Consider the following 5504-nt stretch of genomic DNA (forward strand, 5'->3'; position numbering starts at 1 on the left):
ACTATTGATGCACCAAAGGTACCTGCATCACCCAAATCCCAATTATTACCTGCAGCCACATTGAAATTAGGCGCCCAATGTTTTGTTTTGTCCGCATATTCCCCGTCTAACGTTATTGCAACTAGCGGTTCATCCAACTCTAAAGGGCGAACAGTGGTCATATTAATCGTGCCGCCTAAGGCACCTTCAATCATTTCAGGTGTTGGAGACTTAACAACTTCAACTGTTTTTAAGAAACTGGATGGGAAGTCTTCTAAACTAATACCACCACGGCCACTGCCTGAAGTAGAGCGTCCGTTTAGCTCAACTCGGTTTTGGGAGATACCACGGATAGTAACGGACTCACCCACCCCAAAATCAGTACTAATTGATACCCCGGTAATACGTTGCAATGCTTCTGCAATGTTGTTATCAGGCAGTTTACCAATATCTTCAGCCACGATGGCGTCGACAATACGAGTGTCAAAACGCTTTAGTCGAGCTGACTCCGCTAAGCTGCCGGCGATACCTTGCACTTGAATGACTTCAACATCAGCAGCAGCGGGATCCTGAGTTTCTTGTGCGAAAGCAGGCATGGCTAAGATTGCGGTTAACGTGGCACCAAGTATTTTGGTATTACACTTGGTATTTTTATGTGTGTTTAATATTGAAGTAATTTTATTCAGTTTCATTTGTGTCCCCTCTGTTTATGTATTTCCTGTAACTCTGGTTGCACAGGTACAGGCGACATATCAATTTCCAGTGTTATATCATCACTGCAAATCTAATATATTAGTTTGCGTTTTTATATATTAGATGCATTTGTAATCTATTTGCCTTAGGATGGCAACATGCTTTTAACAAAAAATGCAATTTGCTAATGAAATAAATGTAGAGAATTAACTTTCGATAAAACTAAGTTTTATCTTTATCCCACCCAGCAGTTTTCTAAGGGCATGAATTAGCTTTAATTAGTTCTTCAACTATTAAATTAGAACCAATTAAATGCTGTGGTAATTATTGTAAATTGTGCCAACCAAGAGCTATTTTGGATGATATTTCTAGCTTAGAAATTTATTATTATTCAATGTTTTAATTAAAGGCAAAAAAGACAATTTAATTCATAATTGTATTTTGTCTTGCTTAAGGTAAACATTGCTTTCACTTGCATGCCTACACTTATAAAGATATAAGATGTGGCGTTTTTAGACTAAGAGGCTATTAACTATTTAATGAATACAGTTAATTTTGAAGTTAAAAGTATCGATAGAATCATCGCTTCTGGCATTAAAAAAGAAGGGAGTTTAGTCGACCAAATATACTTAGTTTTACGGGAAAATATTATCAACCTTTCCCTACCTCCTGAAATGGCTTTAGTCGAAAAAGAAATCGCGGCTATTTTTGAAATCAGCAAAACCCCAGTAAGAGAAGCCTTAATACGTTTAGCCAATGATCGACTTGTTACCATAGTGCCTAAAAGTGGCAGTTATGTTACTGCTATTAGTTTAGAGCGGTATTTAGAAGCCTGTTTTATTCGGGTAAGTTTAGAAAGTGGCTGTGTTAAACGCCTGGCTGATAAAGGCATCAGTTTATCTGAACAGGTAAAGTTAAAAGGGATAATCACCGAACAACAGCAGGCAATTAATAATAAAACAAGCAATAAGAATGCCCTTGGTAATCCTGCCTCTTTTGAAATTGATGCCTTATTTCATCGCACATTATTTGAATACGCCGGTATTTTGGGTGCATGGCTCTTACTCGATAGCTCAAAGGCGGAAATGGATAGGGTTAGGCACTTACAGGCCAAGATGGGTATAGCCCGCAGTAGTACGGTAGTTGATGAGTATTCTAAAATTGTCGAAGCTATTATAGGCAGAGATACCATCGCCGCTGAAAAAGCGATGGTTTACCATATCGGTGATGTCGATGATGAAATGGATATTATTTCTAATAACCCTAAGTTTATTAAGTCAATGGAAGAGTTTAACTCGTTGATTAATGAACAGCGCAAACGTCGCAATGCAAGCAGGTTTAATGGCAGTCTTTTTGTCGGTAAGCGAGTCGTTTTTTAGTGCAAGTCTCCAGTAAATAACGGTTACATGCTGATGACGTAGCCGTGATTGAACTACAGTGATGCAATACTTTTATATAAGAGCCAAAGGTCTTATCACACCTTGTTCAGAATACATTTAACGCCTATTTAAGTAAGGTCTTAGGTAAGCGTCCGGCGATCCCACTTATCGTTTAGCAAATGCCCATGGTAGCAGTTGGTCTATTTCGTAGTCGGGTTGGCTGAGTTGCTCTAGCAAATACATCAGGTAGTCGAAAGGCATGATGCCGTTGGTTTTGGCTGTTTCGATGATGCTGTAGAGGGTGGCGCTGGCTTTAGCACCGTTAGCGGTGTTGCTAAACAGCCAGTTTTTTCTGCCAATAACGAAGGGTTTGATGGCTCTTTCTGCGCGGTTGTTGTGTACGCCCTGACAAGGCGTTTATGTTCAGTGGATGGAAATTCCACCCGGTTAACTGTTACTCCAACCGGAATCACTTTGGAGTCGTTTAGGAGGCAACGAATAGGCGAAAGTATTCAAAGAAAAGGCTACTTTTAGGTAGTCAGAGACTGTGCGGGCCGTAGCGCGTAGCGAACACTAAGCAGGCCTCGTCAGAGCTAATATGGTAGTTGACCCGCCATAATAACGGGGAAAACTGATATTGCAGTAGGATTGAGTAACATATGAATACTGCAATGCCATCGGGGTAGTGGTGACAGCACGTACAGAGCAGGACATAAACGGAACAGGGGAAGCCTATTGTTGCAGATAGGACGAAAACCAAATACCTGTGAAGGATGATTTTGGGTGGCAATAGGTGGCGGATGGGTCAGTAGTACCGATGAATTTGGGTAATGCCGAAGGAGGAAAGTGACCCTGGTTTAAGAGGAGTGTTATAACGTGACAAGAACAAGGGGATTGACGAAAAGTCTACCAACCCCAATTAATTCTGTTCGGAAGTTACAGCGAGCACTATATGCGAAAGCTAAGGCAGAGCCTGACTTTCGTTTTTACAGCCTATGGGACAAAGTTCACAGAACTGACGTGATGACCGAAGCGTATCGACGCTGTCGTGCAAATCGCGGTAGTGTGGGTGTTGATGGTCAGAGTTTTGTTGATATCGAAGAACTAGGTGTAGAGGCGTGGTTAAGCTCATTGCAAGAGGAGCTAAAAAGCGGCAACTATCGCTCAAAGCCCCTCAAGCGAGTCTGGATCCCAAAAGCAAGCGGTGGAAAACGCCCTTTGGGGATTCCTTGTATACGCGACCGAGTTGTACAAATGGCGGTGAATATCGTTATATTGCCGATCTTTGAAGCTGATTTTCGGCCTTGCCAATATGGCTTTAGACCCAAGATTGACGCCAAGATGGCAATACGGCGTATTTATTATCATGCGACGCAGCATCGGCGCACAGACATAGTTGACGCTGATCTAAAAGACTATTTCAATACCATACCGCACAGCCCATTAATAAGAAGTGTGGCGAGACGGATATCGGATGGTCGATTACTGTCGCTCTTAAAGCACTGGTTGGAAACGCCAGTGATGGAGAGAGTCGATGGTCAAACAAAAGTCAGCACCACGGCAAAACGAACGCATCGAGGTACACCGCAAGGTGGGGTCATATCGCCATTATTGGCGAATATTTACTTCAAGCGATTTGTATTGGCGTGGGAGAAATTTGGATTTCAAGCGAAATTCAATGCACAAATAGTCAACTATGCAGATGACTTTGTGATTTGTTGCAGTAGAGGAAAGGGCGAGCTCGCCATGACGGCAATGCATCATCTTATGAGTAAGTTAGGTTTGACCGTTAACACCGACAAAACGCATCTTGCTCATGTACCACAAGAATCGTTCGATTTCTTGGGTTACACCTTTTGTAAGCAATATGCAAAGGATGGACGAGTCTACCTTGGAACAAAACCTTCAAAGAAGGCACTGAAATCCTTGCGTAGCAAAATCCATGAGGAAACAGCTATTAACCGCACTTGGGACATGGTAGAAAACCGCGTTAACCGCCTTAATCAATTGATAGGTGGATGGGCAAACTACTTCAACCAAGGTCCGGTGCTTGGCAGTTATAACTTTATCGAAGAGTATACAGGGCGACGATTAAGGCGTTGGTTAACTAAGAAACACAAGCAAAAAGGTAAGTCTGGATGGCGGTTATATTCAGATGCCTATTTGCATAATGAACTTGGGCTGATCAAATTACCTCGAAATCGTGCAGAATTGTCGAGCGCGAAGGCATAATTTTAGACGAAAGCCGGATGCGTTAGTAGCGCACGTCCGGTTTGATGAGCGGGGTGTGGAAACAGGGTCTTTAGACTACTGCGCCACATTCCGACTCTACCGATGCTGAGCTTGCCATCGTCAAGATAGCGAATGAGCTTAGGCCACTGACGTAGGGTATATCCGATGGCCTTACCCAATGTGGTTTGCTGGGGGATGTTGTCAACGGATTTATCCAGCCAGTCTTTCAATGCTACCAGCAGAGGCAAGGCCTCTTGTTGGCGGATGCGGTATTTTTCTGGCGCTGACAGGTCTCTTATTCTGGTTTCAATCCGGTATAGCTTTTGAATATGATTGAGTGCCCAGTTGGCTTTGCCGGTTTTACCTTTCGCTTGTGCGGTTTGCGCTTCAACGAACTTTCTGCGCATATGGGCCATGCAGGCAACCAGCGTCGCCGGGGTTTTGGCATAGCCCTGATAACCATCCACCTGTAAATACCCTGAATAGCCCGCTAGGAAGTCAACCGCACATTGTCCACTGCGACTGGCTTGATAATCGTACAGTACAATATTGGGCATGGATAAGTCCTCTGCATCCAGTACCTTGTTGTTGGGTGAATCTGTGCCACAGCAATACAGCCACATATAGCAGGTGGTTTTTTCTTCTTTAAGTACATTTAACGTCGTCTCGTCTGCCTGAATCACGGCTTGTTGCAGCAGTATCTCTCGCAGTCGCTCATAGAGTATTTGCAAGGCTAGCTGGGATTTTATCATCCAGTCCGCCATGGTCTGGCGACTTAGGTCAATGCCGATTTAAGCCGCATAAAACAGCGATTTGAATGGAAATTTAAAGTTGAATGTCTGGTTTAGAGTAATATATCAATCAAAATCCTAATATCTCCAATGACCGTTTTTCGCTTTTAACCCGACACACTGTAAAAAATCCTGACCGTCTTCTGATAATTAGCGCCCTTTCGTTAAGTGTTGTGTCAATGTAAATAAAGAGCTTCACTTGATATTAACTTGAGTTAAGTTTACACAATGTGAAAAAAGCAATTTTGCTAACTAAAAACATAAACCCAGTTACAATTTTCCCTAATTCTAGTTGTGACAAAAACTGTGACAGTGTATATTTGTGTGTTTACTAACTCATTGTTTTTACTAAATTTTAAATGTTGCGCAGGTTGACTTATCGGCCAACTCCGACTTTCAGGCCAAACTGGAACGACTGAGAAACTGAACG

At 42.6% G+C, this 5504-nt stretch carries 4 protein-coding genes and 1 pseudogene; 2 read left to right on the forward strand and 3 right to left on the reverse strand.

All coding sequences use genetic code 11. The annotated features are described in order from the left end of the window. Positions 1–671 (reverse strand): TonB-dependent receptor plug domain-containing protein (locus NWQ57_RS12295; protein WP_306022447.1); only part of this gene is annotated, 671 nt, incomplete at its 3' end. Positions 672–1211: 540 nt separating this feature from the next. Here NWQ57_RS12295 and NWQ57_RS12300 point away from each other — a divergent pair. Then, a complete protein-coding gene (locus NWQ57_RS12300; RefSeq protein ID WP_306022445.1) occupies positions 1212–2051 on the forward strand; it encodes a GntR family transcriptional regulator in 840 nt (279 codons plus the stop codon). A 165-nt stretch (positions 2052–2216) separates the two neighbouring features. On the opposite strand, the pseudogene NWQ57_RS12305 reads toward NWQ57_RS12300, so the two are convergent. Further along, a pseudogene (locus NWQ57_RS12305) lies at positions 2217–2453 on the reverse strand (transposase domain-containing protein); the annotation flags it as partial. Between the two features lie 474 nt (positions 2454–2927). On the opposite strand from NWQ57_RS12305, the gene ltrA reads away from it, so the two are divergent. Then, positions 2928–4283, forward strand: a complete 1356-nt coding sequence (gene ltrA, locus NWQ57_RS12310; RefSeq protein ID WP_306022446.1) for a group II intron reverse transcriptase/maturase — start codon at positions 2928–2930, stop codon at positions 4281–4283. Between the two features lie 2 nt (positions 4284–4285). Here ltrA and NWQ57_RS12315 read toward each other — a convergent pair whose 3' ends face one another. Beyond that, positions 4286–5074 carry an IS66 family transposase gene (locus tag NWQ57_RS12315; RefSeq protein WP_306022448.1) on the reverse strand — a complete coding sequence of 263 codons (789 nt, stop codon included), beginning with the start codon at positions 5072–5074 and terminating at the stop codon, positions 4286–4288. Positions 5075–5504 lie beyond the last annotated feature (430 nt).

This window comes from Paraglaciecola sp., from assembly GCF_030730205.1.
GTDB lineage: Bacteria > Pseudomonadota > Gammaproteobacteria > Enterobacterales > Alteromonadaceae > Paraglaciecola.

Bases quoted from the DNA above. Each gene is read 5' to 3' on its own strand.
- NWQ57_RS12300 (WP_306022445.1), top strand. From the start codon at position 1,212: ATGAATACAGTTAATTTTGAAGTTAAAAGTATCGATAGAATCATCGCT.